General features: G+C 63.7%; 23 protein-coding genes and 1 other RNA gene. 19 read left to right on the top strand and 5 right to left on the bottom strand.

Annotation, left to right across the window (positions count from 1 at the left end; genetic code table 11):
* Positions 1-108 precede the first annotated feature (108 nt).
* A complete protein-coding gene (locus OKW37_RS20635) occupies positions 109-954 on the bottom strand; it encodes a MurR/RpiR family transcriptional regulator (protein ID WP_090801838.1) in 846 nt (281 codons plus the stop codon).
* 298 nt (positions 955-1,252) lie between these two features.
* Here OKW37_RS20635 and edd point away from each other — a divergent pair, with 298 nt between their 5' ends.
* The 4 genes from edd to OKW37_RS20615 all read left to right on the top strand — a co-directional run bounded on the left by edd (position 1,253) and on the right by OKW37_RS20615 (position 6,038).
* The gene (gene edd, locus OKW37_RS20630; protein WP_429408325.1) at positions 1,253-3,229 is read left to right on the top strand and encodes a phosphogluconate dehydratase; all 1,977 of its coding nucleotides are present in this window, start codon (positions 1,253-1,255) and stop codon (positions 3,227-3,229) included.
* Positions 3,230-3,231: 2 nt separating this feature from the next.
* Positions 3,232-3,873, top strand: coding sequence for a bifunctional 4-hydroxy-2-oxoglutarate aldolase/2-dehydro-3-deoxy-phosphogluconate aldolase (gene eda, locus OKW37_RS20625; protein ID WP_090801837.1), 642 nt, complete (start codon positions 3,232-3,234; stop codon positions 3,871-3,873).
* Positions 3,874-4,129: 256 nt separating this feature from the next.
* Positions 4,130-5,533 (top strand): gluconate:H+ symporter, encoded by a 1,404-nt coding sequence (locus OKW37_RS20620; RefSeq protein WP_184050914.1) that lies wholly within the window; start codon positions 4,130-4,132, stop codon positions 5,531-5,533.
* Between the two features lie 10 nt (positions 5,534-5,543).
* Positions 5,544-6,038 (top strand): gluconokinase, encoded by a 495-nt coding sequence (locus tag OKW37_RS20615; RefSeq protein ID WP_429408327.1) that lies wholly within the window; start codon positions 5,544-5,546, stop codon positions 6,036-6,038.
* Positions 6,039-6,136: 98 nt separating this feature from the next.
* Here OKW37_RS20615 and purB read toward each other — a convergent pair whose 3' ends face one another.
* A complete protein-coding gene (gene purB / locus OKW37_RS20610; protein WP_429408329.1) occupies positions 6,137-7,525 on the bottom strand; it encodes an adenylosuccinate lyase in 1,389 nt (462 codons plus the stop codon).
* 164 nt (positions 7,526-7,689) lie between these two features.
* Between purB and OKW37_RS20605 the strand changes: the two genes are divergently transcribed.
* The 6 genes from OKW37_RS20605 to OKW37_RS20580 all read left to right on the top strand — a co-directional run bounded on the left by OKW37_RS20605 (position 7,690) and on the right by OKW37_RS20580 (position 13,539).
* Positions 7,690-8,646 carry a LysR family transcriptional regulator gene (locus OKW37_RS20605; RefSeq protein ID WP_018421792.1) on the top strand — a complete coding sequence of 319 codons (957 nt, stop codon included), beginning with the start codon at positions 7,690-7,692 and terminating at the stop codon, positions 8,644-8,646.
* 162 nt (positions 8,647-8,808) lie between these two features.
* Positions 8,809-10,131 (top strand): Glu/Leu/Phe/Val family dehydrogenase, encoded by a 1,323-nt coding sequence (locus OKW37_RS20600; protein WP_184022933.1) that lies wholly within the window; start codon positions 8,809-8,811, stop codon positions 10,129-10,131.
* Between the two features lie 284 nt (positions 10,132-10,415).
* On the top strand, positions 10,416-11,309 hold the full coding sequence (locus OKW37_RS20595) for a glutamate/aspartate ABC transporter substrate-binding protein (protein WP_090801828.1): 894 nt from the start codon (positions 10,416-10,418) through the stop codon (positions 11,307-11,309).
* Between the two features lie 90 nt (positions 11,310-11,399).
* A complete protein-coding gene (locus tag OKW37_RS20590; RefSeq protein WP_184058438.1) occupies positions 11,400-12,140 on the top strand; it encodes an amino acid ABC transporter permease in 741 nt (246 codons plus the stop codon).
* Positions 12,140-12,817, top strand: a complete 678-nt coding sequence (gltK, locus tag OKW37_RS20585; RefSeq protein WP_018421788.1) for a glutamate/aspartate ABC transporter permease GltK — start codon at positions 12,140-12,142, stop codon at positions 12,815-12,817. Before OKW37_RS20590 ends, gltK begins: the two co-directional genes overlap by 1 nt.
* Positions 12,814-13,539, top strand: a complete 726-nt coding sequence (locus tag OKW37_RS20580; RefSeq protein WP_090801826.1) for an amino acid ABC transporter ATP-binding protein — start codon at positions 12,814-12,816, stop codon at positions 13,537-13,539. The genes gltK and OKW37_RS20580 overlap by 4 nt, the downstream gene beginning before the upstream one ends.
* A 100-nt stretch (positions 13,540-13,639) precedes the next feature.
* Here the strand turns inward: OKW37_RS20580 and OKW37_RS20575 are convergent, their stop codons facing one another.
* A complete protein-coding gene (locus OKW37_RS20575) occupies positions 13,640-14,599 on the bottom strand; it encodes a class II glutamine amidotransferase (RefSeq protein WP_184050901.1) in 960 nt (319 codons plus the stop codon).
* Positions 14,600-14,762: 163 nt separating this feature from the next.
* On the opposite strand from OKW37_RS20575, the gene pyrC reads away from it, so the two are divergent.
* The 3 genes from pyrC to rnpB all read left to right on the top strand — a co-directional run bounded on the left by pyrC (position 14,763) and on the right by rnpB (position 17,214).
* Positions 14,763-15,824: a dihydroorotase gene (gene pyrC / locus OKW37_RS20570; RefSeq protein ID WP_429408332.1), complete on the top strand. Its 1,062-nt coding sequence runs from the start codon at positions 14,763-14,765 to the stop codon at positions 15,822-15,824.
* 11 nt (positions 15,825-15,835) lie between these two features.
* Positions 15,836-16,765, top strand: a complete 930-nt coding sequence (locus OKW37_RS20565; protein WP_429408334.1) for a DUF3025 domain-containing protein — start codon at positions 15,836-15,838, stop codon at positions 16,763-16,765.
* 35 nt (positions 16,766-16,800) lie between these two features.
* An RNA gene (gene rnpB / locus OKW37_RS20560) (RNase P RNA component class A) lies at positions 16,801-17,214 on the top strand.
* 86 nt (positions 17,215-17,300) lie between these two features.
* Here rnpB and OKW37_RS20555 read toward each other — a convergent pair.
* Positions 17,301-17,723, bottom strand: coding sequence for an OsmC family protein (locus OKW37_RS20555; RefSeq protein ID WP_026226035.1), 423 nt, complete (start codon positions 17,721-17,723; stop codon positions 17,301-17,303).
* Between the two features lie 636 nt (positions 17,724-18,359).
* Here OKW37_RS20555 and rplM point away from each other — a divergent pair.
* The 3 genes from rplM (at position 18,360) to erpA (ending at position 19,788) form a co-directional block, all read left to right on the top strand.
* Positions 18,360-18,794 (top strand): 50S ribosomal protein L13, encoded by a 435-nt coding sequence (gene rplM, locus OKW37_RS20550; RefSeq protein WP_090801822.1) that lies wholly within the window; start codon positions 18,360-18,362, stop codon positions 18,792-18,794.
* 11 nt (positions 18,795-18,805) lie between these two features.
* On the top strand, positions 18,806-19,198 hold the full coding sequence (gene rpsI, locus OKW37_RS20545; RefSeq protein WP_011489810.1) for a 30S ribosomal protein S9: 393 nt from the start codon (positions 18,806-18,808) through the stop codon (positions 19,196-19,198).
* A gap of 224 nt (positions 19,199-19,422) precedes the next feature.
* Complete coding sequence (erpA, locus tag OKW37_RS20540) at positions 19,423-19,788, top strand: iron-sulfur cluster insertion protein ErpA (protein WP_027198818.1); 366 nt, start codon at positions 19,423-19,425, stop codon at positions 19,786-19,788.
* A 122-nt stretch (positions 19,789-19,910) separates the two neighbouring features.
* On the opposite strand, the gene OKW37_RS20535 is transcribed toward erpA, so the two are convergent.
* Positions 19,911-21,041 (bottom strand): anhydro-N-acetylmuramic acid kinase, encoded by a 1,131-nt coding sequence (locus OKW37_RS20535; protein WP_184051084.1) that lies wholly within the window; start codon positions 21,039-21,041, stop codon positions 19,911-19,913.
* A gap of 179 nt (positions 21,042-21,220) precedes the next feature.
* Between OKW37_RS20535 and tyrS the strand changes: the two genes are divergently transcribed.
* From tyrS to OKW37_RS20520, 3 genes are all read left to right on the top strand, one after another.
* Entirely contained in the window at positions 21,221-22,471 is a 1,251-nt protein-coding gene (gene tyrS / locus OKW37_RS20530) for a tyrosine--tRNA ligase (RefSeq protein ID WP_429408336.1), read from the top strand.
* Positions 22,468-22,926 (top strand): D-aminoacyl-tRNA deacylase, encoded by a 459-nt coding sequence (gene dtd, locus OKW37_RS20525; RefSeq protein WP_184022941.1) that lies wholly within the window; start codon positions 22,468-22,470, stop codon positions 22,924-22,926. The genes tyrS and dtd overlap by 4 nt, the downstream gene beginning before the upstream one ends.
* Before the next feature lie 150 nt (positions 22,927-23,076).
* Entirely contained in the window at positions 23,077-23,745 is a 669-nt protein-coding gene (locus OKW37_RS20520) for a histidine phosphatase family protein (protein ID WP_429408338.1), read from the top strand.
* Positions 23,746-23,766: the final 21 nt, after the last annotated feature.

Genomic DNA, 23,766 nt, shown 5'->3' with positions numbered 1-23,766 from the left:
CTGACGGCGTTAAGCAGGGCGCTGGAAAAGATCAAAGGGTGGTATGCCGGCTGAATGGCACACCGCCCTTTTGCGTTACCCCGTCGTTTCGCATTCCATCGCAGCGGTTCACCCCTGCGAATCCACCCGCCGCCGGTGGATCACTTCCTTCGTTTGCGCGAGCTTCTCCAGCAGTTCGGGCCCGCGGCTCAGCGCGACGCCGACCGCCAGAATGTCGCCGATCGCCAGATGTGACACCCGCGAGGTCATCGGGGAGAAGATGTCGGTGTCTTCGTCGACGTTCGCAAAGAGGCCCACGGTTGCGAGCCGCGCGAGCGGCGAATTGCCGTGCGTGATCGCGATCACCTTCGCGCCCGCGTTCAGCGCGGCCTTCGCGGCATCGATGATGTCGCGCGTGCGGCCCGTATTGGAAATCGCGACGACCACGTCCCCAGGTCCGAGCAGCGCGGCCGACATCAGAAACGTATGCGGGTCCGAATACGCGACGCTCGGCATGCCGAGCCGAAAGAACTTGTGCTGCACGTCGAGCGCGGCGATGCCTGAGCCGCCCGCCCCGTAGAACTCGATGCGCTTCGCTTGCGCGAGCATGTCGATCGCCGCCGCGACGCTATCCGACGACAGATTGTTGCGCACCTGAATCAGCGCGCCGATCGTCCGGTCGAGCACCTTCGCGGCGACACCCGGCGTCGGCTCGTCGGGCCGCACGTCGCGATAGACGGCGGGCACTTCGCTGGCGATGCCCTGCGCGAGACGGATCTTGAATTCGCGAAAGCCGGAGAAACCGAGCGCGTGGCAGAAGCGCGCGATCGTCGGCTGACTCACGCCCGCGCGCGCGGCGACCTCGGTCATCGACAGATCGAGTACCTCGCGCGGCGCCTCGATCACGTAATCGGCCAGCTTGCGTTCGGACGGGCGCAGCTGGTCGCGCATCTCTTCCACCTGGGACAGCATCATCGGAAAACTCGCACTATGCTGAAGAACGTGTGGACTATATCCGATTGATCGTTGGCGCACAAAAGGTAGGTACAAAAACTACATATCGGCGAGTAAGTGTATTCCCTGGGTTTCTGCTATAAAGCGCTAAGGCGCCGCCAGTAGGGCGACCTGGCGATCCGCGCCATGCGGCGCTGCAACAGAGTTCGTCATTGCGATCGTGTAGTTTTTCTACTAAGATGGCGTCGTTCGATATCACAACCCCGCGATACCGCCAGGTGTCATGCGTGCGCCTGCCGCCAGCGACGAAGGAGCTCCGATGGTTTCCCCGCATTCGCAATTGTTGAAGGTCACGCAACGCGTGATCGAGCGCAGCAAGCCCACGCGCGCAGCGTATCTGGCCCGCATCGAGCATGCGCAGGGGCGCTTTCCGGCGCGCGGCGCGTTGTCGTGCGCGAACCTCGCTCACGGTTTCGCCGGCCTCGAGGGCAACGACAAGCTCGTGATCAAGCAGATTCGCGAGCCGAATATCGGCATCGTGTCGTCGTACAACGAGATGCTGTCGGCGCACGCGCCGTACAAAAACTACCCGGACATCATCAAGCAGGCCGCGCGCGAAAACGGCGGCGTCGCGCAATTCGCGGGCGGCGTGCCGGCGATGTGCGACGGCGTCACGCAGGGCAACGCGGGCATGGAGCTGTCGCTGTTCTCGCGCGAAGTGATCGCGATGAGCACGGCCGTCGCGCTCACCCACAACATGTTCGACGCGGCGCTGTGCCTCGGCATCTGCGACAAGATCGTGCCGGGCCTGCTGATCGGCGCGCTGCAGTTCGGCCATTTGCCGACCATCTTCGTGCCGGCCGGCCCGATGGCAAGCGGCCTGTCGAACGACGACAAAGCCAGGACGCGTCAGCAGTTCGCGACCGGCCAGTGCGGCCGCGACGCGCTGCTCGAAGCGGAAGCGGCCGCCTATCACAGCCACGGCACCTGCACGTTCTACGGCACCGCGAACAGTAACCAGATGCTGATGGAAGTGATGGGCCTGCATCTGCCGGGCTCGGCCTTCGTGCATCCGCACACGCCGCTGCGCGACGCGCTGACCGCGCAGGCCGCGCGCCGCGTGCTCGATCTGACGGTCGAGCGCGGCCACTACATGCCGATCGGCCATGTGGTCGACGAGAAGGCGATCGTCAACGGCATCGTCGCGCTGCTGGCGACGGGCGGCTCGACCAATCACACGCTGCACCTCGTCGCAATCGCGCGCGCGGCCGGCATCGTGATCGACTGGGACGACTTCGACACGCTGTCGCAGGCGGTACCGCTGCTTGCGAAGATCTATCCGAACGGCAAGGCCGACGTGAACCACTTCCACGCGGCGGGCGGCGTCGCGTTCCTCGTGCGCAATCTGCTCGAAGGCGGTCTGCTGCATGAAGACGTGAACACGGTCGCGGGCAAGGGTCTGAAGCGCTACACCGAGGAGCCGAAGCTGCTCGACGGCAAGCTGCAATGGGTGGCAGGTGTCGAGGCGAGCGCGGACACAGCGGTGCTGCGCGGCATCAAGGAGCCGTTCCAGCCGGACGGCGGCCTGCGTCTGATGCAGGGCAAGCTCGGCCGCGGCGTAATCAAGATTTCGGCGGTCGCGGCGCAGCATCGCAAGGTGAAGGCGCCGGCAATCGTGTTCGATTCGCAGGAAGCGGTGCAGGAAGCGTTCGACAAGGGCGAGCTCAAGCGCGACTTCATCGCGGTGGTGCGCTTCCAGGGCGCACGCGCAAACGGCATGCCCGAGTTGCATCGTTTGACGCCGCTGCTCGGTGTGCTGCAGGATCAGGGTTTCCATGTCGCGCTGGTGACCGATGGCCGTATGTCGGGCGCGTCGGGCAAGGTGCCGGCGGTCATCCATCTGTCGCCGGAAGCGTTGCTGCAAGGCCCGATCGGCAAAGTGCGCACGGGCGACATGCTGGTGATCGACGCCGAGGCGGGCGTGCTCGACATCGAAATCGACGCAGCCGAGTGGGCCGAGCGTCCGAACGCCGAGCCGCTGCATCAGGCGGACAACGAAGTCGGCTTCGGCCGCGAGCTGTTCGGCGTGTTCCGTGCGGCGGCGGCGCCGGCGGAGCAGGGCGCGTCGGTGTTCGGCAAGCTGGTCGGCGAGGGCGGCGCGGTCGACGGTCAGCACGGCCACGGCGGCCATCACAAGCACGGCCACGACGGTGACCATCAGCACGGCCATCGATCCAGCGACCATCACACGAGCACCGCGCAAGCCGGCGCGGCGCCGCAGAAACAAGGAGTCTGACTATGACGTCGAAAACAGTAAGCGATATCGTGCGCCTCGGCCCGGTGATTCCGGTGCTCGCGTTCGATACGGTCGAACAGGGCGAACACGTGTCGCGCGCGTTGCACGCGGGCGGCGTGAAGGTGCTCGAAATCACGCTGCGCACGCCGGCGGGCCTCGGCGCGATCGAGCGTGCGTGCGAACTCGCGGACGACATCGTGGTCGGTGTCGGCACGATCACGAAGCCCGAGCATTGCGCCCAGGCGAAGAAGGCGGGCGCGCAGTTCGGCGTGTCGCCGGGTCTGACCAAGGACATGCACAAGGCCGCGCAGGATGTGGGTCTGCCGCTGTTGCCCGGCGTGATGACGCCGTCGGACATCATCCTCGCGCTCGAGCTCGGCTACGAGATCGTCAAGTTCTTCCCCGCACAGCAGGCGGGCGGCGTGCCGATGCTGCAGGCGTTCCACGGCCCGTTCCCGGCGCTGAAGTTCTGCCCGACCGGCGGCATCACGCCGGAAAGCGCGCCGCACTTCCTGTCGCTGCCGAACGTGGTCTGTGTCGGCGGTTCGTGGCTCACGCCGAAGGCCGCGCTCGCCGCGCAGAACTGGGACGAGCTCACGCGCCTCGCGCGCGCCGCGAGCCAGCTGGCGGCACCCGCGCACTAAGCCCCACAACCCAATAGCGCATCGGTCAACTGAACCGGGCCCAGGAGTCTCGTCGATACAGCCGCATCAGGCTGTCGCGCCGAGACTCTTTTTTTACCTGATATGCGTGCTGGATTTGCGCGCGCTTTCTGGAAACAAACAGTAGAATTCAGCGTCCGCGCGGCTAGCCGGGTTTTCAGGCATCGCGCAGGTTGCCGTGAGACGAAGTGCCGGCCGCACCCGCACTCTGAAGTCAATAAACCAAAGGAGGGGCTTCATGGAATCTGCCCACGGCAGCTTGCTGCTGGTCTACGCATTGATCGCGATCGCGCTGCTGATCTTGATGATCACGCGCTTCAAGGTCTATCCGTTTCTCGTTCTGATCATCGTGTCGTTGCTGCTGGGCCTCGTGGCCGGCATGCCGATGCAGACCATCGTCAAATCGTTCGAAACGGGGAACGGCAACACGCTCGGGCATATTGCCATCGTCGTCGGTCTCGGTACGATGCTCGGCAAGATGATGGCCGAATCGGGCGGCGCCGAGCGCGTCGCGACCACGCTGATCAACTGGTTCGGTGAGAAACACATTCACTGGGCGATGATGGTGGTCGCGATCATCGTCGGCTTGCCGGTGTTCTTCGAAGTCGGCTTCGTGCTGCTGATTCCGATCGCGTTCAACGTCGCCAAGCGCACCAACAAATCGCTGCTGCTGGTCGGCCTGCCGATGGTCGCGGGTCTGTCCGTCGTGCACGGGCTGATCCCGCCGCACCCGGCCGCACTGCTCGCCGTGCAGGCGTATCACGCGGACATCGGCAAGACGATCGCCTACGGTCTGATCGTCGGCGTGCCGTGCGCGATCGTCGCCGGTCCGCTGTTCGCGTTGCTGGTGAGCCGTCATGTCCAGTTGCCGAAGGAAAATCCGCTTGCCGCGCAATTTCTGGGCAGCGACGTGAAGGACGCCAACGGCGTGCAAAGTGGTAACGCCGCGAAGGCCGCTGCACCGAAGCGCGAACTGCCGGGCTTCGGCATCACGCTGGTCACGATCCTGTTGCCGGTGGTCCTGATGCTGGTCGGCAGCTGGGCCGACCTGGTCTTCGAGCCGAAGACGCTGCCGAACGATCTGCTGCGCTTCTTTGGCAACACCGACGTCGCGCTGCTGACGGCCGTGCTGGTCAGCTTCTGGACCTTCGGCGCGAGCCGCGGCTTTAACCGCGAGCAGATCCAGAAGTTCTGCGGAGAATGTCTGGCGCCGATCGCGGGTATTACACTGATCGTCGGTGCGGGCGGCGGTTTTGGCCGCGTACTGATGGATAGCGGCATTTCGAAGGAAATCACCAGCGTGGCGACCGCGGTGCATCTGTCGCCGCTGCTGTTCGGCTGGCTCGTCGCGGCGATGATGCGTCTCGCGACCGGCTCGGCCACCGTCGCGATGACGACCGCCTGCGGCATCGTCGCGCCGATCGCGGCGGCGGGCGCGGTGCAGGTGAAGCCGGAACTGATGGTGCTCGCGACCGGCTCGGGCTCGCTGATCTTCTCGCACGTGAACGACGGCGGCTTCTGGCTGATCAAGGAATATTTCGGCATGACGGTGGTGCAGACCTTCAAGACGTGGTCGCTCCTCGAAACCATCATTTCGGTGATGGGGCTGGGCCTGACCTTCGCACTCGCGGCGGTCCTGTAAGGAGTTTCAAATGATTCTGATCGCAATGGGCGTGTCGGGCGCCGGCAAGACGAGGATTGGCGAAATGCTGGCCGAGCGCCTGCATTGCACGTTCACCGACGGCGACGCGTTCCATAGCGCGGCGAACAAGGAGAAGATGCACCACGGCATTCCGCTCACCGACGAAGACCGCTGGCCGTGGCTGAAGACGATCCGCGCGGCGATCGAGGAAAAGCAGAAAGCGGGCGAGACGGCGGTGTTCACGTGTTCGTCGCTGAAGCGCTCGTATCGCGACATTCTGCGTGCCGGCGACAAGGACGTGTGCTTCGTCTACCTGAAGGGTTCGCGCGAGGTGCTCGCGGAGCGTCTCGGGGATCGCACTGGGCATTTCTTCGATCCGTCGCTGCTGCAAAGCCAGCTCGATACGCTCGAGGAGCCCGGTGACGACGAAGCGATCACGGTCAGCATCGATCTGACGCCGGAACAGATCGTCGACGAGGTTCTCAGGCAGGTCGAAGCGCGCTGAGTCGTTGATTGCTTCGCGTTCCAGCTTCGAACGCTGGACGAAAAAAAGCCGCTCCTCGGAGCGGCTTTTTTATGCATTGAAGAAGCTGGGCCAGCCGATCAGCCGATCCGCTTCGCCAGTTCGACGGCCCGGCCGATGTACGAGCCGGGCGTCATCGCGAGCAGGCGGTCCTTCGCGTCCTGCGCAATCGCCAGGCCGCCAATGAAGCTCTGCAGCGCCTCGCGCGTGATGCCCTTGCCGCGCGTGAGCTCCTTCAGCTGCTCGTACGGATTCTCGATGCCGTAACGGCGCATTACGGTCTGCACCGGCTCGGCCAGCACTTCCCAGCAGTTGTCGAGGTCTTCGTTCAGACGCTGCGCATTCACTTCGAGCTTGTCGAGGCCGCGGATCAGCGAGTCGTACGCGAGCAGCGAGTAGCCGAACGCGACGCCGATGTTGCGCAGCACCGTCGAGTCGGTCAGGTCGCGCTGCCAGCGCGACACCGGCAGCTTGTCGGCGAGGTGACGCAACGTGGCGTTCGCGAGGCCGAGGTTGCCTTCCGAGTTTTCGAAGTCGATCGGGTTGACCTTGTGCGGCATCGTCGACGAACCGATTTCGCCGGCCTTCGTGCGCTGCTTGAAGTAGCCGAGCGAGATGTAGCCCCACACGTCGCGGTCCAGATCCAGCAGGATCGTGTTCGCGCGCGAGATCGCGTCGAACAGCTCGGCCATGTAGTCGTGCGGCTCGATCTGGGTCGTGTACGGATTGAACGCGAGCTTCAGACGGTTCTCGACGACGTCCTTCGAGAATGCTTCCCAGTCGAACTCCGGATACGCGGACAGGTGCGCGTTGAAGTTGCCGACCGCGCCGTTCATCTTGCCGAGCAGTTCGACCTTCGCGATCCGCTCGATCGCACGCGCGAGCCGCGCGGCGACGTTGGCGATTTCCTTGCCGAGCGTGGTCGGGCTGGCCGGCTGGCCGTGCGTGCGCGACAGCATCGGCTGGGCGGCGTGCGCGTGCGCGAGCGCAACGAGGCGTTGATGCACCGAGCGCAGCGCCGGCAGGACCACGTGTTCGCGCGCGCCGGCGAGCATCAGGCCGTGCGACGTGTTGTTGATGTCTTCCGACGTGCACGCGAAGTGGATGAACTCGCTCGCGCGCTCCAGTTCTTCATGGCCCTTCACCGATTCCTTCAACCAGTATTCGACGGCCTTCACGTCGTGGTTCGTCACGCGCTCGATTTCCTTGATGCGCGCGGCGTCGTGCGCGGTGAAGCGCTCGGCCAGTTGCAGCAGGAATTGCTCGGACGCCTCGGAGAAGCGCGGCACTTCAGCGAAGCCGGCGCGCGACAGCGCGATCAGCCAGTGGATTTCGACCGTCACGCGATTGCGCATGAAGGCGGCTTCCGAGAGCCAGTCGCGCAGGGCTTCGGTTTTGGCGGCGTAGCGGCCGTCGAGCGGGGAAAGCGCGTTCAGCGCGAACAGGGTGTCGGGGCGGGTGTCGGACATGATGAGGACCGGGTTGAAGCGGTTGAGCGCTCAGCGAGCGGGTCGGGAACGGAGGGAACCGTGGATTTTACCACTGTGACGCGATCGGGCCGCCCGGATGCGTGGGTCGCAATCCGCGCCGCTAGAATGCAGACTTCTTCCCTCTCGACGGCAAGCGCAATCGCATGGAACTGAAATGGCTCGAAGACTTCATTTCGCTCGCGGAAACGCGTAGCTTCAGCCGCTCGGCCGAGTTGCGCCACGTCACGCAGCCGGCTTTCTCGCGCCGCATCCAGGCGCTCGAAGCGTGGCTCGGCACGGAACTGATCGACCGTTCTGTTTATCCGACACGGCTCACGGCGGCCGGTCAGGTGTTCAACGAGCAGGCGCTCGCGATGCTGTCGCAATTCCACGAGGCGCGCGCGCTGCTGCGCGGCCACACGGCGACGCCCCAGGCGACGATCGAATTCGCGGTCCCCCACACGCTGTCGCTCACTTACTTCCCGCGCTGGCTGCAGCGCATCGAGGCGCAGATGGGCCCGATCCACACGCGGCTGCGCGCGCTGAACGTGCACGACGCGGCGCTCTCGCTGGTGGAAGGCGGCTGCGATCTGATGATGGGCTACCACCATCCGAGCCATCCGGTCGCGCTCGATCCGGCGCGCTACGACATGCTGACGCTCGGCCACGAGCCGATCAGCCCGTTCTCGGCGCCGGCCCGCGCGGGGCGGCCGCGTCACACGCTGCCAGGCTCGGCCGATGCGCCCGCGCCGTATCTGTCGTACACGCCGAACGCGTACCTCGGGCGCATGACCGAGGTGATTCTCGCGAACGCGCCGGAGCGCCTGTACCTCGACCGGCTCTACGAAACCGACATGGCCGAGGGGCTCAAGGCGATGGCGCTCGCTGGTCACGGCATCGCGTTTCTGCCGCATAGCGCGGTCGAAGATGCGGTGGCCGAAGGCCGGCTGATCCGCCTCGATCGCGCGACGCGCGGCACGCCCGAAGGGCAACTGACGCTCAGCATGGAAATTCGCCTGTATCGCGACAAGCTCGCCGCGAAAAGCGACGACGCGCGCCAGATTCTCGTGCGCCAGTTGTGGGACGTGGTGTCGGAGGAACTCCGGCAGAGCGCCGCCTGAGCCGCGGCATAAAACTCAAACTCGAACCTGCGTCGCGACGACGCGAATTTGCGGCTTTGCGAACGTTATGCAAGAAAAACATAACGGGATAAGGAAACGGCATTGGATTTCGATACGGCGTTTTTCCACAATGCCCGTACTCGATCAAACGCCGGAGCGTTCATGTCATCCCAGCAACAAGCCGCAGAATCGGTACAAGCCGCCTCAACGTTGCAAGCCGTTCCCTCCTACCTCAATAAGGAAGACCTCGGCCCTTGGGGCAACTATCTGCGCCAGGTCGACCGCGTCGCGCCGTATCTCGGTTCGCTGTCCCGCTGGCTCGAAACCCTGAAACGCCCGAAGCGCATTCTCGTCGTCGACGTGCCCATCGAACTCGACAACGGCACGGTCGCGCACTTCGAGGGTTATCGCGTGCAACACAACGTGTCGCGCGGTCCGGGCAAGGGCGGCGTGCGTTATCACCAGGACGTTACGCTATCCGAAGTGATGGCGCTGTCCGCGTGGATGTCGGTGAAGAATGCGGCGGTGAACGTGCCGTACGGCGGCGCGAAGGGCGGCATCCGCGTCGATCCGCGCACGCTGTCGCGTGGCGAGCTCGAGCGCGTCACGCGCCGCTACACGAGCGAGATCGGCATCATCATCGGACCGAATACCGACATCCCCGCGCCGGACGTGAACACGAACGAGCAGATCATGGCGTGGATGATGGACACGTACTCGATGAATCAGGGCCAGACGGCCACCGGCGTCGTGACTGGCAAGCCGATCACGCTCGGCGGCTCGCTCGGCCGTCGCGAGGCGACCGGCCGCGGCGTGTTCGTGGTGGGCTGCGAAGCGGCTCGCCGCATCGGCTTCGACATCGAAGGCGCGCGTATCGCGGTGCAGGGCTTCGGCAACGTCGGCGGCATCGCCGCGCGTCTGTTCCAGGAGGCGGGCGCGAAGGTCGTCGCGGTGCAGGACCATACAGGCTCGGTGTACAAGTCCACCGGCATCGACGCGGTCGCGCTGCTCGACTACGTCGCGAAGACGGGCGGCGTCGGCGGTTTCCCCGAAGCCGATGCGATCACCGGTGATGAGTTCTGGACCGTCGAGTCGGACATCCTGATTCCGGCGGCGCTGGAAAATCAGATCACCGAAAAAAACGCCGGCAAGATCAAGACCAGGATCATCGTCGAGGGCGCGAACGGCCCGACCACTACGGCGGCGGACGACATCCTGCACGATCGCGGCATCCTCGTGATTCCGGACGTGGTCGCGAATGCCGGCGGTGTGACAGTGTCATATTTCGAATGGGTCCAGGACTTCTCGAGCTTCTTCTGGACCGAGGACGAGATCAACGAGCGCCTCGAGCGCGTGATGCGCGAAGCGTTCGCGGCGGTGTGGCAGGTGTCGAGCGAGCAGAACGTGTCGGTGCGCACGGCTGCGTTCATCGTCGCGTGTAAGCGGATTTTGCAGGCGCGCGAGATGCGCGGCTTGTATCCGTGATGGACCGTGTCCTATCTTGTTTGAAACGGCGGTGACGCGGCCCGGTATCCGGGCCGGGAGGCGCACACCGCCGAAACTTCGTGCATCAACGCGGTCCACAAGACGGCGTGTTTGACCGGCGGGCGGCATCCTATCGATGCCGCCCGCCTTCTCATATGCGCGAAACGGCCGTGCCACGGCGCCGCGAGCCCATCGCGGCGTGCGCGCAACAGAATGGTTAATAGCGATACTTTCAGAAAAATTACTTTGTTACACTGGCGCCGGTTCTTGCCAAGGAGATCAAGATGAAGATTAAAAAAGCTGCGCTGCTGCTCGCGACTCTCGGACTGTTTACGGTTGGCGCGCATGCGCAAGACTCGGGCACACTGAAAAAGATCAAGGATACGGGCGTCATTTCGCTGGGCCATCGCGAATCGTCGATCCCGTTCTCCTATTACGACGAAAAGCAGAACGTGATCGGCTACTCGCAGGATTACGCGATGAAGATCGTCGAGGCCGTCAAGCAGAAGCTGAACATGCCGAACCTGAAGGTGAAGCTCGTGCCGGTCACGTCGCAGAACCGCATTCCGCTCGTGCAGAACGGCACGGTCGACATCGAGTGCGGCTCAACCACGAATAACCTCGAGCGTCAGCAACAGGCCGCCTTCACGAACACGATCTTCGTGATCGGCACGCGCCTGATGACCAAGAAAGATTCCGGCATCAAGGACTTCCCGGACCTGAAGGGCAAGACGGTCGTCACGACCGCCGGCACCACGTCCGAGCGCCTGCTTCGCAAAATGAACCAGGACAAGAACATGGGCATGAACATCATCAGCGCGAAGGATCACGGCGAATCGTTCCTGACGCTGTCGACGGGCCGTGCCGCCGCGTTCATGATGGACGACGCGCTGCTCGCCGGCGAGCGCGCGAAGTCGAGCAACCCGGGCGATTTCGTGATCGTCGGCACGCCGCAATCGCGGGAGGCGTACGGCTGCATGCTGCGCAAGAACGACCCCGACTTCAAGAAGGTCGCCGACGACGCCATCGCGAAGGTGCAAACGTCGGGCGAAGGCGAACAGATCTACAAGCGCTGGTTCGAATCGCCGATCCCGCCGAAGGGCCTGAACCTGAACTTCCCGATGAGCGACGATATGCGTGCGCTGTTCAAGAACCCGAACGACAAGGCAATCGACTAACCGTAGCTGCTTTTTCGACACTTTCGAAACGCTGAACGGAACGGAAGGGGCCACGCGCTTCTTCCGTTTCTTTTTGCCGGAGTCTTGGTCATGTCATATCACTGGAACTGGGGCATTCTGCTGAGTCCCGTCTCCACGGGCGAGCCGACCACCTATCTGGGCTGGCTGTTCTCGGGGCTGCGGGTGACGGTCACCGTGTCGCTGTCGGCATGGGTGATCGCGCTGATCGTCGGCTCGCTCTTCGGTGTGCTGCGCACGGTGCCCAACAAATGGGCGTCGGGCGTCGGCACCGTCTACGTCGCGATTTTCCGTAACATTCCGCTGATCGTGCAGTTCTTCATCTGGTATCTGGTGATACCGGAGCTGCTGCCCGTGTCGATCGGCAACTGGTTCAAGCAATTGCCGCCGGGCGCGCAGTTCTTCTCATCGTCGATCGTGTGTCTGGGCCTCTTCACCGCCGCGCGCGTGTGCGAGCAGGTGCGCTCGGGCATCAACGCGTTGCCGCGCGGCCAGCGCGCGGCCGGTCTGGCGGTAGGCCTCACGCAGTGGCAGACGTATCGCTATGTGCTGCTGCCGGTCGCGTACCGCATCATCGTGCCGCCGCTCACCTCCGAGTTTCTGAACATCTTCAAGAACTCCGCGGTTGCCTCGACGATCGGTCTGCTCGATCTGTCCGCGCAGGCGCGCCAGCTCGTCGACTACACGTCGCAAACTTACGAGTCGTTCATCGCGGTCACGGTCGCATACATGCTGATCAATCTGATCGTGATGCAACTGATGCGCTGGGTCGAAGTGAAGGCCCGGCTGCCCGGCTATATCGGAGGAAAGTGATGCATCATTTCGACTGGAGCGGTATTCCGGGCGCGCTGCCTACGCTATGGACCGGCGCGATCATCACGTTCAAGATCACGCTGATCGCGATCGTATTCGGCATCATCTGGGGCACCATTCTCGCGATGTTTCGACTGTCGCCGATCAAGCCGCTCGGATGGTTCGCGCAGGCTTACGTGACGCTCTTCCGTTCGATCCCGCTCGTGATGGTGCTGCTGTGGTTCTTCCTGATCGTGCCGCAGGTGCTGCAAAGCGTGCTCGGTCTGTCGGCCGACATCGACATCCGGCTCGCCTCGGCGATGGTCGCGTTCTCGCTGTTCGAGGCCGCGTATTATTCGGAGATCATCCGCGCCGGCATTCAGGCGGTGCCGCGTGGTCAGGTCAACGCGTCGTTCGCGCTCGGCATGACCTATGGGCAGGCGATGCGCCTGATCGTGCTGCCGCAGGCGTTCCGCGCGATGGTGCCGCTGCTGCTCACGCAGGGTATCGTGCTGTTTCAGGATACGTCGCTCGTCTACGTGATCAGCCTCGCCGACTTCTTCCGCACGGCTACGAATATTGGCGATCGTGACGGCACGAACGTCGAGATGGTACTGTTCGCGGGCGCGTGTTATTTCGTGATCTGCGTGATCGCGTCGAGCCTCGTCAAAGGTCTTCAGAAAAAGGTCGCAAGATGATCTCTATCAAGAATGTTTCGAAGTGGTACGGCCATTTCCAGGTGCTGACCGACTGCACGACGGAAGTCAAAAAGGGCGAAGTGGTCGTGGTGTGCGGGCCGTCCGGTTCGGGCAAGTCCACGCTGATCAAGACCGTCAACGGACTCGAGCCGTTCCAGAAGGGCGAGATCGTCATCAACGGCCAGTCACTGACCGACAAGAAAACCAATCTGTCGAAGCTGCGCTCGAAGGTCGGCATGGTGTTCCAGCACTTCGAACTGTTTCCGCATCTGTCGATCGTGCAGAACCTGACGCTCGCGCAGGTCAAGGTGCTCGGCCGCTCGAACGACGAGGCGACCGCGAAGGCCCTGAAGCTGCTCGATCGCGTCGGTCTGCGCGCACATGCGGACAAGTATCCGGGGCAGCTGTCCGGTGGTCAGCAGCAGCGCGTGGCGATTGCGCGTGCGCTCTCCATGGACCCGATCGCGATGCTGTTCGACGAGCCGACCTCGGCGCTCGATCCGGAGATGATCAACGAAGTTCTCGACGTGATGGTCGAACTCGCGCAGGAAGGCATGACCATGATGTGCGTGACGCACGAAATGGGCTTCGCGAAGAAGGTCGCGCATCGCGTGATTTTCATGGACAAGGGTTTGATCGTCGAAGACGACCGCAAGGAAGACTTCTTCGCGAATCCGAAGTCGGATCGCGCGAAGGATTTTCTCGCGAAGATTCTGCACTGAGGGTGGGTGCGCAGGCCTCGTTTCGGGGCTCGCGCGGGACGAAAAAAAGCCGCTCCGTGGAGCGGCTTTTTGTTTCGCACGCGTAGGGTGACGCGGCGGCTTACGACTCGAACGCTGCCGTGTCATCGGCGGCTTCGAGATCGGTTTCGCTGTCGGGTGAAAGCGTGGTTGCGCTCGTGCCCACCGCGTGCGCGCCGTTCGACGCCGCGATCGTCGTGGCCGACGCCGATGCGTCGAGTGCCGGATTGCGCAACTTTTCGAGCACCGACTGCGGCACCGGAATATTGGCGCGGCCGATCACGTCGCCATGCTGGAACATCAGCAGATCGCCGGGCTTGAACGCGGTCCACACTTCGTTGTCGGTCAGCGGCTTGGTCGCGATGACTGCGACGCGGTCTTCGGGTGTCGTGTATTTGGCGAAATCGATCGATACGTCCGCGTCGACCAGATGCGCGGTCGAAAACGGCCAGCGACGCACGACGTAATGCAGATGCGTCGAGCAATGCGCGAACAGGGCCTGGCCGTTAGACATCAGGAAATTGAACACGCCGTACTGCGTGATTTCACGCGTGAGCGTCTCGAGCGCGGCGAACAGCTCGTGAAGCGGCGGCTGCTGCGCACCCGGAAAAGCCTTACGCAAACCTTCCAGCAGCGCGCAGAACGAGAGTTCGCTGTCGGTCGTGCCGACCGGCTGATACACGCCGTTCAGTTCCGGCGCGTAAGCCTGCAGATCGCCGTTATGCGCGAAGATCCAGTGACGCCCCCACAGTTCGCGCATGAACGGGTGGCAGTTTTCGAGCAGGATGTGCCCTTGCGTCGCCTTGCGGATGTGCGCGATCGTGTTTTTCGATTTGATCGGATAGCGCTTGACCATCTCGGCGATCGGCGACGTGGCCGACGATTGATGATCGATGAACAAGCGGCACGCCTTGTCTTCAAAGAAAGCGATGCCCCAGCCGTCGGCGTGGTGATCGGTGACGCCGCCACGCGCCGCAAAGCCGGTAAAGGAAAACGTGACGTCCGTCGGCGCGGCGCAGTTCATTCCGAGAAGTTGGCACATGTTGCAGGTGAGCCTGTGAACGGAGTGAGCCGTTACAATGATGATTTCCCAAGCATATCACCGAGCCGGAGACGCCAAATAGCAAAATTGACATGTGTTTGGGCCGCTACAACGCGGTTTGACCGGTCGATCAGCGAGGCGCGCGAAGTCTCGTATTCCTGCCATGACTGCTTCCAACGTTTCCCCCGATGCCATCACACTGGTCCGCCCGGACGACTGGCATCTGCACGTGCGCGACGGCGCGATGCTCGCGGCCGTGCTACCTGACACCGCGCGCCAGTTCGGTCGCGCGATCATCATGCCGAACCTGAAGCCGCCGGTCACGACGACCGCGATGGCGGAGGCATATCGCGAGCGCGTCATCGCCGCGATTCCCGAGGGCGCGAAATTCGAGCCGCTGATGACGCTGTACCTGACCGACAACACGCCGCCCGACGAGATCCGCCGCGCGCGAGAGAGCGGCTTCGTGCACGGCGTGAAGCTGTACCCGGCGGGCGCGACGACGAACTCCGACGCGGGCGTCACCGATCTGATGAAGTGCGCGAAGACGCTGGAAGTGATGCAGGAAGTCGGCATGCCGCTGCTCGTGCATGGCGAGGTGACCGATTCGGACATCGATCTGTTCGATCGCGAAAAGGTCTTCATCGATCGCGTGATGATGCCGCTGCGCCGCGCATTTCCGGCGCTGAAGGTCGTGTTCGAGCACATCACGACGAAGGACGCGGCCGACTACGTCCGCGAAGCGGGCGTCGCGCCGGAACTGCTTGGCGCTACGATCACCGCGCACCATCTGCTGTACAACCGCAACGCGATTTTCCAGGGCGGCATCCGTCCGCATTACTACTGCCTGCCGGTGCTCAAACGCGAGACCCATCGCGTCGCGCTGGTCGAGGCGGCGACCTCGGGCGATCCGCGCTTCTTCCTCGGCACCGACAGCGCGCCGCATCCGAAGGGGCTGAAGGAACACGCGTGCGGTTGCGCGGGCTGCTACACCGCGCTGCACGCGCTCGAGCTCTATACCGAAGCATTCGACAAGGCCGGCGCGCTCGACAAGCTCGAAGGCTTCGCGAGCTTCCATGGTCCGGACTTCTACCGTCTGCCGCGCAATACGGAGAAGGTCACGCTGCGTCGCGAGGAATGGACGCTGCCGGCCGAACTGCCGGCCGGCGATACGCCGGTCGTGCCGCTGCGAGGCGGGGAGTCGATTGGCTGGCGTCTCGTTTGAGGCTGCGGTAGATGCGGGAGCGTGAGGCGGGGCAGCGCGCTGCCAATATTGATAAGGCGGCGAAAGCGGGCTCCGCGGTAGACCATGAAGCCGCGGCGGCCAAAGCTGCGCGCGGCATGGCACCCGAGCCTCTGCCACCGTGCTTCGCCGCGATCGACTGGTCGAAGCCGTGGTTCGCGCAATTCGCCACACGCGGTCAGCGTTGGCAGCAAGCCGCGCTGACCGGCTACGCGGACCTTCTCGCCGCGATGAACGCCGACGCCGCCCAGATGCAACAGGCCACCGGCCGCGGCCAGCCTCTTGCGTTCATCGCGCAGGACGACCTGCCACCGGGTGCCGCGTACGAGGGGCATATAGCGTCGACCGGTTGCGTGCCGACGCGCCACAATCTGCACGACTTCTTCAACGGTTCGATGTGGTTCGCGTTTCCGCGCATCAAGGCGGCGCTGAACGCGCGCCAGTCGGCGGAACTCGACGTGCTCGGCGTCGGCCCGACGCGTGGCGGTGTGCGCGACATGCTGACCCTCTTCGACGAAAACGCGCTGCTGTTCGCTTGCGCCGATTCTTCGCTGAGCGCCGCGCTACGCGGCTTCGAGTGGCAAACGCTGTTTGTCGCGTGGCGCGATGCGTGGGGGCGGAGCTGCGAAGTGCGGTGCTTCGGCCATGCGCTGCTCGAAAAGCTGATCGCGCCGTTCAAGGGCTGCACCGGCCATGCATGGATCGTCGACGTTCCGGCAGAATATTTCGAATGGGACACCCCGACGCGCGACGCATGGCTCGATGAAGCCGTCAGCGCGGCGCTGCTCGGCCCCGACGCTTTGACGAGCCGGATGTTCGCGCCGCTGCCGGTGCTCGGCATTCCGGGCTGGTGGTCCGAGAACGAATCGCCGGCGTTCTACGACGACACGTCCGTGTTCCGCACGGGGCGGCGCAAGTGCTAGGCGCTTCCAAGTTCGGTGTTAAAATTCGCGCCAGCAAAGCAGGCTAGGCAGTCGCGGCCTCGACGGCTTCGGCCAACGAGGGCGAGGAAAGTCCGGACTCCACAGGGCAGGGTGATGGCTAACGGCCATCCGTGGCGACACGCGGAACAGGGCAACAGAAAGCAAACCGCCGATGGCCCGGCGCAAGCCGGGATCAGGTAAGGGTGAAACGGTGCGGTAAGAGCGCACCGCGGCTGTCGCAAGGCAGACCGGCACGGTAACCTCCACCCGGAGCAATTCCAAGTAGGCAGGCGCGCATCTTCGCGATGCAGGACGGGGCCCCCGTCTCGTCTGCGGGTAGGAAGCTTGAGCGCGTCAGTAATGGCGCGCCTAGAGGAATGGCTGCCACGCGGGTCGAGTCTTCGGGCGCGGCGCGTGCACAGAATCCGGCTTATCGGCCTGCTTTGCCGCTGTATAAGGAAAGCCGGCGTCCGTTGGGACGCCGGCTTTTTCATTTAGGGCGGGGTGGCGGCCGTGGCCGCCATCGCTTTCGCGCTCAGAGCGCGACGATGTCGAACGAATGCGTGAGCTCGGCGGTCTTCGCGATCATGATCGACGCCGAGCAGTATTTGTCGTGCGAGAGGTTGATCGCGCGCTCGACGGTCGCCGGGTTCAGATTCTTGCCCGTCACCGTGAAGTGGAAGTGGATCTTCGTGAACACCTTCGGATCTTCGCTCGCGCGCTCGGCCTTCAGCGTCACCGAGCAGCCGGCGATCTCCTGGCGGCTCTTCTTCAGGATCATCACGACGTCGTAGGCGGTGCAGCCGCCGGTGCCGAGCAGCACCATTTCCATCGGGCGCGGCGCGAGGTTGCGTCCGCCACCCTCGGGTGCGCCGTCCATCGCGACCAGATGACCGCTGCCCGTCTCGGCCGCGAACGCCATCCCGTCTTGTCCCATCCAGCTTACTTTGCATTCCATGCTGTCACTCCCACCGCGCATCGCTTTGTCGAGACGGCATTGTAGCCCGGCGTCTGACGATTGGCGCACGCTGAGCGCATCCCGCGTCCATGCACGGTGATTGCTTTCTTGTTGCGGTGCGGAATGGGCGGGTGGTTCCAGAATTCCTCGGACAGTTTAGGGTACTTACTCTAAGGCATGTCTGATGCGATTCGAATTTTTTGGCCTTTAGTGCTTGAGCCAAAAGGAGTTTCGTCAAATGTCCTCCCTGCCTCGAATCTGTCACATTGTGAAAACTAATTTCACAATGCAAATCTTCTTGCGTTGCACAAGGGTGACTCTTATAATTTACTTCATCGTTGCAGCAGTTCTGCAACCTCCGCTGTCTCCTCCACCTCCTCCTTTGGTGGATTAAACCCGAGCCGCTCGTTCGGGTTTTTTTTCGCCCCGTTTGTCAGGCGTTTCGCCCCGTTTCCTGGCCGCTCGCGGCGAGCGCATCGCACGTTTTGACTTGCCAGCACAAATTCCTTTATAATTCAGGGCTTTTCCGCATCCGCGCCCGCGGAAGAAGAACCAGGGAGAGCCTGCACGCGCCTCGATGCGCACACTACAAGCAGGAAAGAACACATTGGGCGCAGCAATTTTTTTGGATCGATCATGAAGACGTTTTCCGCAAAAGCCCATGAGGTGACGCGCGAATGGTACGTGATTGACGCGACGGATAAGGTTCTCGGGCGTGTCGCCAGCGAAGTGGCACACCGTCTTCGCGGCAAGCACAAGCCTGAATTCACTCCCCACGTCGACACCGGTGATTTCATCATCGTCATCAACGCCGGCAAGCTGAAGGTCACGGGCAACAAGGTTACCGACAAGAAGTACTACCGTCACTCGGGCTACCCGGGCGGTATCTATGAAACGACGTTCGGCAAGATGCAGGAACGCTTCCCGGGCCGTGCGCTCGAGAAAGCGGTCAAGGGCATGCTGCCGAAGGGTCCGCTCGGCTACGCGATGATCAAGAAGCTGAAGGTCTACGCTGACGCAACGCATCCGCATTCGGCACAACAGCCGAAGGCGCTCGAGATCGAGATCTAAAGGGAGCCCACATGATCGGTAACTGGAATTACGGCACGGGCCGCCGCAAGAGTGCCGTCGCTCGCGTGTTCATCAAGGCAGGCAAGGGCGACATCGTTGTGAACGGCAAGCCCATCGCCGACTACTTCTCGCGCGAAACGTCGCTGATGATCGTGCGTCAGCCGCTGGAACTCACGAACCACGGTGTCACGTTCGACATCAAGGTCAACGTGACCGGCGGCGGTGAAACGGGTCAAGCAGGTGCGGTTCGCCACGGCATCACCCGCGCGCTGATGGACTATGACGCAACGCTGAAGCCGGAACTGTCGAAGGCTGGCTTCGTCACGCGTGACGCTCGTGAAGTCGAACGTAAGAAGGTCGGCTTCCACAAGGCGCGTCGCCGCAAGCAGTTCTCGAAGCGTTAATCGTTTCGGGCGCGAACCGGCCTTCACGCCGGTTTGCAGCAAAAGCCGCCAACGCCACGCGCGAAGGCGGCTTTTTTTATGGTTCGCCGGCCGGTCTCGTTCGCTCAAGCGGCATCGGCTCGCCTTGCATCGACCTTGCAGCAAGAACCCATTGATTTTGTGGGCTTCAGCACGATATCCGGAACAGCCCTACAATATCGGCTAAAGCTATTTGGAGAGTTCGAATGAACGCAGTCACCGACACCCCCGTGACCGAGATGCCGGCCCCCTTCGTCTTCACCGACGCAGCGGCTGACAAGGTCAAGCAACTGATCGATGAGGAAGGCAACCCGGAGCTCAAGCTGCGCGTGTTCGTGCAGGGCGGCGGCTGCTCGGGCTTCCAGTACGGCTTCACGTTTGATGAAGCGATCAACGAAGACGACACCGTGATGAACAAGAGCGGCGTCCAGCTGCTGATCGACTCGATGAGCTACCAGTACCTGGTCGGCGCAGAGATCGACTACAAGGACGACATCAACGGCGCGCAGTTCGTCATCAAAAACCCGAACGCGAGCACGACCTGCGGTTGCGGTTCGTCGTTCTCGGTCTGAGCGGACAGGCTCTTCGTGCCACAGTGAAAACGGTGCCTCGGCGCCGTTTTTTATTGTTTTCGCGCCGCAGAGGCAACCCGCGACATCAAGAGGCGTGGGTTTTTGTTCGCATCTGCCTTTTCTCAGCGCGGATAAATAGCCCCCAACACCCGCTCCGCGGATGCCCCGGTCACGCTTGGCAGACTGCCCGGCAGACGCGCGATGCAGCGCATCGCGAGCCACGCGAACGCGAGCGGCTCGACCTGGCTCGGCGGCACGCCGAGCGCGTCGGTCGTCATCACGGGCACGCCGCTTACACCACTGTCTTCGAGCGCCTGCTGCAACGCCTTCATGATCTCCGGATTGCGCGCGCCGCCGCCGCACACGTACACGGCCCGCGCATCGGATGCATGCCGCTCAATCTCGCGCGCGACCGTCACCGCGGTCAGCGCGACGAGCGTCGCCTGTACGTCGGCTGGTGCGAGCGCGGAGAACGGCTCGAGCTTCGCATCGAGCCATGCGGTGTTGAACAGATCGCGGCCGGTGCTCTTGGGCGGCTGCTCTGCGAAGAATGGTTCGTCGAGCAACGCGTTCAGCAGCTTGCGATCGACCTGGCCACTCGCCGCGAAATGACCGTTTTCGTCGAATGGCTTGCCGAGCTGGCGCTCGGCCCATGCGTCGAGCAGCGCGTTCGCCGGGCCGCAGTCGAAGCCGCGCACGCCGCCGGTCGCGTTCAGGATCGTGATGTTGCTGATTCCGCCAAGATTGCAGACGACGCGCGTTTCGTCCTTCGCACCGAAGATCGTCGCGTGAAAAGCGGGCACGAGCGGCGCGCCCTGGCCGCCTGCCGCGACATCGCGGCTGCGGAAATCGGCGACCACGTCGATATGCAGCATTTCCGCGAGCAGCGCCGGGTTGTTGATCTGTCGCGTATACCCCTTTTCCGGCCGATGCCGCACGGTCTGCCCATGCACGCCGATCGCACGGACGTCATCGGCCGATACGCGGCTGTCGCGCAGCAGATCGTGGCAGCACACCGTGTAGCGCGTCGCGAGCGCGTTGGCGGCGAGCGCCTCGCGCTCGATCTCGTTGTCCCCCGGCTGTTGCAGCGCGAACAGCGCTTCGCGGATGCCGGCCGAAAAGCCGACGAACGCTTCGGCCAGCACCTCGGGCGGCTTCCCATTGGCAAACCGGACGGCCACGCCGTCCACACCGTCCATGCTGGTTCCCGACATCAGTCCGAAATAGATGCCGTCTGCGGGATCTTGCGCCACGTCGCTGCTCCTGTCGATGTTCATTCCGATTTGTTGTAGCAGATTATCGGCGCAAACGGCGAAGGCGACGCGAGCCGCAACGAATTGGCCCGTCGCGGGGCCGTGCGGGGCGCGTGAGAGGGCGCGGCGGCGCGCATCTATGGGACAATCCTGTTTTTTCGCGACTTCACGTTTCCAGCATGAGCACCGAGTCCACCCAGCCCAATCCCGCTTCCGCCTTCCCGATCACCGACGAAGTCCGTCACGCGCTCGCCGTGACCAGGCGCGGCGTCGACGAACTGCTGATCGAAGACGAATTCGCGCAAAAGCTCGCGCGCAGCGCGGCGACGGCCAAGCCGCTGCGCATCAAGCTCGGGCTCGATCCGACTGCACCCGACATCCACATCGGCCACACGGTCGTGCTGAACAAGATGCGCCAGTTGCAGGACCTCGGCCACACGGTGATTTTCCTGATCGGCGACTTCACGTCGCTGATCGGCGACCCGTCCGGGCGCAACGCGACCCGCCCGCCGCTCACGCGCGAGCAGATCGAATCGAACGCGAAGACCTATTTCGAGCAAGCCGCGCTGGTGCTCGATCGCGACAAGACCGAGATTCGCTACAACAGCGAATGGTCGATGCCGCTAGGCGCCGACGGCATGATCAAGCTTGCGTCGCGCTACACGGTCGCACGCATTCTCGAGCGCGAGGACTTCACGAAGCGCTTCCAGGGCGGCGTGCCGATCTCGATCCACGAATTCCTGTACCCGCTGATGCAGGGCTACGACTCGGTCGCGCTGAACGCGGACCTGGAGCTCGGTGGCACGGATCAGAAGTTCAACCTGCTGGTGGGTCGCGAGTTGCAGAAGCAGTACGGCCAGGAGCAGCAGTGCATCCTGACGATGCCGCTGCTCGAAGGGCTCGACGGCGTCGAGAAGATGTCGAAGTCGAAGAACAACTACATCGGCATCAGCGAAAAGCCGACCGACATGTTCGGCAAGCTGATGAGCATCTCCGACACGCTGATGTGGCGTTACTTCGAACTGCTGTCGTTCCGTCCGATGGACGAAATCGCCGGCTTCAAGCGCGAGGCCGACGCGGGCCGTAATCCGCGCGATTTCAAGGTGATGCTCGGCCAGGAAATCGTCGCGCGTTTCCACTCGCAGGCGGACGCCGAACGCGCGCTCGAGGACTTCAACAATCGCGCGAAGGGCGGCGTGCCCGACGACATCCCGGCCGTGACGCTCGCGGGCGCACCGCTCGCGATCGGCCAGTTGCTGAAGCAGGCGAACCTCGTACCGTCGACGAGCGAGGCGCTGCGCAACATCGAGCAAGGCGGCGTGAAGATCGACGGCGCCGCGGTGTCCGACAAGGGCCTGAAGGTCGAAGCGGGCGAGTACGTCGTGCAGGTCGGCAAGCGCCGTTTCGCGCGCGTGACGCTGACGGCGTGATCGCGCTGATCCAACGCGTGCGGCGCGCCGAAGTGCGCGTCGCCGATCGCGTGACCGGCGCGATCGACGCGGGCCTGCTCGCGCTCGTCTGCGCGGAGCGCGGCGACACCGAGGCCACGGCCGATAAGCTGCTCGCCAAGGTGCTCGGTTACCGCGTGTTCAGCGACGCGGCCGGCAAGATGAACCTGTCGGTGCAGAATCTCGACGGCGCCGGACGCGCGGGCGGCCTGCTGCTCGTGTCGCAGTTCACGCTCGCGGCCGATACCAACAGCGGCCTGCGCCCGAGCTTCACGCCGGCCGCGCCGCCCGACGAGGGCAAGCGCCTGTTCGACTACTTCGTCGCCGCCGCGCGCGCGAAGCATCCGATCGTCGAGACTGGCGAGTTCGGCGCGGATATGCAGGTGTCGCTCGTCAACGACGGGCCGGTCACGTTCTGGTTGCAGACCAACGCGTAAAAGAACGCAAACCGGCCGGTCACGTTCTGGTTGCAGACCAACGCGTAAAAGAACGCAAACGTTCGAGCACGCCGTCGCCGCACGCGGGCCGTGCCGCTGCTTTTTGCGACAATAGTCGCTCGACACAACCGCGAACGGCACCTCTCTCTCATGACGACGCAGATCCTGTTTATCCGGCACGGCGAGACCGACTGGAACCGCATCAAGCGCATTCAAGGCCACATCGACATTCCGCTTGCGACGACCGGCGTCGCGCAGGCGCGACGTCTCGCGCAGCGCCTCGCCGACGAGGCGAAGCAGGGCGCGCGGCTCGACGCGATCTATTCGAGCGACTTGCAGCGCGCGCAGCAGACCGCGCAGCCGATCGGCGAGGCGCTCGGCCTGCCGCTGCAGTCGCGCGAGAACTTGCGCGAGCGCTCGTACGGCGCGTTCCAGGGCCATGACAGCGACGAGATCGCGCTGCGTTTCCCCGACGAATACGCGCAGTGGCAAACCCGCGATCCTGGCTTCGCGCCGCCCGAGGGCGAGTCGCACCGCGTGTTCTACCACCGCATCGTGCATGCGATCGAGCCGCTCGTCGCCGCGCATCCGGGCGGGCGCATCGCCTGTGTCACGCATGGCGGCGTGCTCGACTGCGTGCGCCGCTTTGCAACCGGCATGCGGCTCGAAGCACCGCGCGACTACCCGCTGCTGAACACCAGCCTGAACGTCGTGGATTACGGGGACGGTCGCGCGACGATCGTGTCGTGGGCGGACGTAACGCATCTCGACGCGGGCAGCGCCGACGATGATGGTTTCAGGAAGGGACCGGGGCGGTAAGCAAAGGCGGGCAATGGCCCG

The organism is Paraburkholderia sp. MM5482-R2 (assembly GCF_050436125.1).
Classification (GTDB): domain Bacteria; phylum Pseudomonadota; class Gammaproteobacteria; order Burkholderiales; family Burkholderiaceae; genus Paraburkholderia; species Paraburkholderia tuberum.
This window is presented reverse-complemented; position numbering and strand designations above follow the sequence as displayed.

Excerpts from the sequence above, each read along its gene's own strand:
- tyrS (WP_429408336.1), top strand. The coding sequence starts at position 21,221 with ATGAGCACCGAGTCCACCCAGCCCAATCCCGCTTCCGCCTTCCCGATC.
- OKW37_RS20620 (WP_184050914.1), top strand. The coding sequence starts at position 4,130 with ATGGAATCTGCCCACGGCAGCTTGCTGCTGGTCTACGCATTGATCGCG.
- OKW37_RS20600 (WP_184022933.1), top strand. The coding sequence starts at position 8,809 with ATGTCATCCCAGCAACAAGCCGCAGAATCGGTACAAGCCGCCTCAACG.
- rpsI (WP_011489810.1), top strand. The coding sequence starts at position 18,806 with ATGATCGGTAACTGGAATTACGGCACGGGCCGCCGCAAGAGTGCCGTC.
- OKW37_RS20605 (WP_018421792.1), top strand. The coding sequence starts at position 7,690 with ATGGAACTGAAATGGCTCGAAGACTTCATTTCGCTCGCGGAAACGCGT.
- rplM (WP_090801822.1), top strand. The coding sequence starts at position 18,360 with ATGAAGACGTTTTCCGCAAAAGCCCATGAGGTGACGCGCGAATGGTAC.
- purB (WP_429408329.1), bottom strand. The coding sequence starts at position 7,525 with ATGTCCGACACCCGCCCCGACACCCTGTTCGCGCTGAACGCGCTTTCC.
- pyrC (WP_429408332.1), top strand. The coding sequence starts at position 14,763 with ATGACTGCTTCCAACGTTTCCCCCGATGCCATCACACTGGTCCGCCCG.
- OKW37_RS20590 (WP_184058438.1), top strand. The coding sequence starts at position 11,400 with ATGTCATATCACTGGAACTGGGGCATTCTGCTGAGTCCCGTCTCCACG.
- OKW37_RS20565 (WP_429408334.1), top strand. The coding sequence starts at position 15,836 with ATGCGGGAGCGTGAGGCGGGGCAGCGCGCTGCCAATATTGATAAGGCG.
- OKW37_RS20520 (WP_429408338.1), top strand. The coding sequence starts at position 23,077 with ATGACGACGCAGATCCTGTTTATCCGGCACGGCGAGACCGACTGGAAC.
- OKW37_RS20555 (WP_026226035.1), bottom strand. The coding sequence starts at position 17,723 with ATGGAATGCAAAGTAAGCTGGATGGGACAAGACGGGATGGCGTTCGCG.
- OKW37_RS20580 (WP_090801826.1), top strand. The coding sequence starts at position 12,814 with ATGATCTCTATCAAGAATGTTTCGAAGTGGTACGGCCATTTCCAGGTG.
- erpA (WP_027198818.1), top strand. The coding sequence starts at position 19,423 with ATGAACGCAGTCACCGACACCCCCGTGACCGAGATGCCGGCCCCCTTC.
- OKW37_RS20635 (WP_090801838.1), bottom strand. The coding sequence starts at position 954 with ATGATGCTGTCCCAGGTGGAAGAGATGCGCGACCAGCTGCGCCCGTCC.
- edd (WP_429408325.1), top strand. The coding sequence starts at position 1,253 with ATGGTTTCCCCGCATTCGCAATTGTTGAAGGTCACGCAACGCGTGATC.
- eda (WP_090801837.1), top strand. The coding sequence starts at position 3,232 with ATGACGTCGAAAACAGTAAGCGATATCGTGCGCCTCGGCCCGGTGATT.
- OKW37_RS20615 (WP_429408327.1), top strand. The coding sequence starts at position 5,544 with ATGATTCTGATCGCAATGGGCGTGTCGGGCGCCGGCAAGACGAGGATT.
- gltK (WP_018421788.1), top strand. The coding sequence starts at position 12,140 with ATGCATCATTTCGACTGGAGCGGTATTCCGGGCGCGCTGCCTACGCTA.
- OKW37_RS20575 (WP_184050901.1), bottom strand. The coding sequence starts at position 14,599 with ATGTGCCAACTTCTCGGAATGAACTGCGCCGCGCCGACGGACGTCACG.
- OKW37_RS20595 (WP_090801828.1), top strand. The coding sequence starts at position 10,416 with ATGAAGATTAAAAAAGCTGCGCTGCTGCTCGCGACTCTCGGACTGTTT.